Annotated in this window: 4 protein-coding genes; 2 read left to right on the top strand and 2 right to left on the bottom strand. The window is 65.7% G+C overall.

Annotated elements, in window-relative coordinates; genetic code table 11:
• Positions 1-137 precede the first annotated feature (137 nt).
• Positions 138-401, top strand: a complete 264-nt coding sequence (locus tag R1101_RS0122015; RefSeq protein WP_016935396.1) for a GlsB/YeaQ/YmgE family stress response membrane protein — start codon at positions 138-140, stop codon at positions 399-401.
• Positions 402-512: 111 nt separating this feature from the next.
• Here the strand turns inward: R1101_RS0122015 and R1101_RS0122010 are convergent, their stop codons facing one another.
• A complete protein-coding gene (locus R1101_RS0122010) occupies positions 513-884 on the bottom strand; it encodes a winged helix-turn-helix transcriptional regulator (RefSeq protein ID WP_016935395.1) in 372 nt (123 codons plus the stop codon).
• An 80-nt stretch (positions 885-964) separates the two neighbouring features.
• Here R1101_RS0122010 and R1101_RS0122005 point away from each other — a divergent pair, with 80 nt between their 5' ends.
• A complete protein-coding gene (locus tag R1101_RS0122005; protein WP_016935394.1) occupies positions 965-1,375 on the top strand; it encodes a RidA family protein in 411 nt (136 codons plus the stop codon).
• Positions 1,376-1,389: 14 nt separating this feature from the next.
• Here R1101_RS0122005 and R1101_RS0122000 read toward each other — a convergent pair whose 3' ends face one another.
• Entirely contained in the window at positions 1,390-1,743 is a 354-nt protein-coding gene (locus tag R1101_RS0122000; RefSeq protein ID WP_016935393.1) for a Zn-ribbon domain-containing OB-fold protein, read from the bottom strand.
• Positions 1,744-2,088 lie beyond the last annotated feature (345 nt).

The following is a 2,088-nucleotide window of genomic DNA, read 5'->3' as shown; positions in this document are numbered from 1 at the left end:
GCGCACCGCATCTGGTGAACTGCACGGGTGAATTCGTCTGCAGGCAACAGTTCGATCGAATGTCAGGATCGAACTTCGAACTGCAATTCGATCCGTAAAGCGCTGTTCCCGTGTCGATGTGTGCTTATACTCGCGCAATGTTGATCATCGGGATCATTCTGTTCGGGCTGCTCGTCGGCGCGGCGGCACAGATCGTCGTGGGCAGATCCGGGACCGGGATCGATTGGACGCTCGCGTGCGTTGCGGGCATCGGCGGTTCGTTCGCCGGCGGTCTGCTCATCAGCCTTCTCGCGGGTGACGGACTCGAACTGCGGCCCAGCGGGATCATCGGCTCGCTCGTCGGCGCGATCATCGTGACGGCTGCCTGGTCGGCATGGAAGACGCGCTCGCGTCGGGCGTAGCTGTCCGAGCGACCACCGGCCCCGCGAACGAGCAGCGACTGCTCGACATCGAGCCGGGAAATCCGGTGTGCCGCCGCGACGGTCGCTCAGGGGCCCGAGCACTGATCTCGATCATTCGTCGGAAGCGTCGTCGAAGCTACGCCGCGCCTCCTCGATGTAGGGAAGATTCGTCGACGCCCATAGCAGGAGGGCGTCGATCGGTTCGCGCGCGGTCTTCCCCAGCGGGGTGATGCGGTACTCGACGCCGACCGGTCGGGTGTTCACCACTCGGCGTTCGACGATCCCGTTGCGCTCGAGTCTGCGCAGCGTGTTGGTCAGGGATTTCTGCGTGACCCCGGGAACGGCGCGGCGTAACTCGTTGAAGCGACGCGGCGCCTCGCACAGTTCGGTGAGCACGCTCAGCGACCACTTGTCGAGAATCTGCCCCAGCAGCTCCCGGTGGGCAGCGAGGGCCAGCAGATTGTGATCAGCGGTATCCGTCATGAAACCTGGTTTCGTTGAAGTGACTTTCGGCTACCAAGTATAAATCGGATACCAATCGGATTCGATCTCAGGAGTAGCCCGTGCCCGTCACGTTGTTCAGCCCCGCAGGCATGCTGCCGAACGCGCCCTACCATCACATCGCCGTCGCCACCGGAACACGGCAGGTCCACGTCGCCGGCCAGGTCGCGCACACGCCGGACGGTTCACCGGTCCCCGCCGACCTGGCCGGCCAGGTGTCCCAGACGCTGCGCAACGTCGCCCGGGGCCTGGCCGGAGCCGACGCGAGCTTCCACGACGTCGTGCGCCTGACGTTCTACGTCACCGACTGGCACCCGGAGAAGATCGAGGCACTCATGACCGGCGTTCGGGCCGTGGCGCACGAGATCGGACTGCCCGATCCGATGCCGCCGGCGTCGCTGATCGGAGTCGCGGCGCTCTACGAACCAGCAGTGCTCGTGGAGATCGAAGCGACCGCAGTTCCCGAGGGGTGAGCGTCGTTGGTCGGTCAGGCCGCGCAGACCTCGAAGATGGGGAACCCATCGCCGCACGCCGTCGCCTGGAACGCGACCCGCACCCGGGCGTCGGCGCAGTCGGGGAACGATCCTTCGATCTTCGAGTACAGCCACGGCCCGGCGTCGAGTTCGACGATCGCGAGCGTGACGGCGATATCGTCCTGCGGGCCACCGTCGAGAGGCTCGACGACCTTCCAGGACACGATCGAACCGGTACCGGAGCAATCGGCGGACTCGAGATTCGCGCTGCCACAGGAGGAGCAGCGCACTGTGTCGGGAGCGAGCAGCGTCGTGCAACTCCCGCAGCGCAGGATGGTCATGCGGCGCTGCGTCGCGTGGGGCGCCATCGCGGTCCTTCCGTCAACGAGAATGTCCGAGCCACAGCATCAATCCGTCGCAGCAGGGGCGAGACCCCCGACGGGCCGATGACGTGGCTCCGGTCATCGGCCCCCATTCGAAGGTAGGCCTCGGTAGGGGGCTTGCCATCGGTACGGGAGCACACAGATCAGTGTTCCATGCTGGTCTCAGCGCACAATCCGGGGTTCTTCCGCTGGGACTTTCGGGCTGCCGTGCCATGTGGGGACGAGGGCCCGAACATCGCCGTGAACTGTAGGTTTTCCCCACCGGCCGGTGACGCACCTCTCCCTGGCACCCGGTGCCGTACGCAGTCACTGTGCGCACAGCCCGAAGGA

The sequence above is a fragment of the Rhodococcus sp. R1101 genome, assembly GCF_000278445.1.
In the GTDB taxonomy this organism is placed as follows: Bacteria; Actinomycetota; Actinomycetes; order Mycobacteriales; family Mycobacteriaceae; genus Rhodococcus; species Rhodococcus gordoniae.
Note: the sequence above shows the minus strand (reverse complement) of the source record. Positions and strands in the feature narration are given on the sequence as shown.

Excerpts from the sequence above, each read along its gene's own strand:
- R1101_RS0122015 (WP_016935396.1), top strand. The coding sequence starts at position 138 with ATGTTGATCATCGGGATCATTCTGTTCGGGCTGCTCGTCGGCGCGGCG.
- R1101_RS0122010 (WP_016935395.1), bottom strand. The coding sequence starts at position 884 with ATGACGGATACCGCTGATCACAATCTGCTGGCCCTCGCTGCCCACCGG.
- R1101_RS0122000 (WP_016935393.1), bottom strand. The coding sequence starts at position 1,743 with ATGGCGCCCCACGCGACGCAGCGCCGCATGACCATCCTGCGCTGCGGG.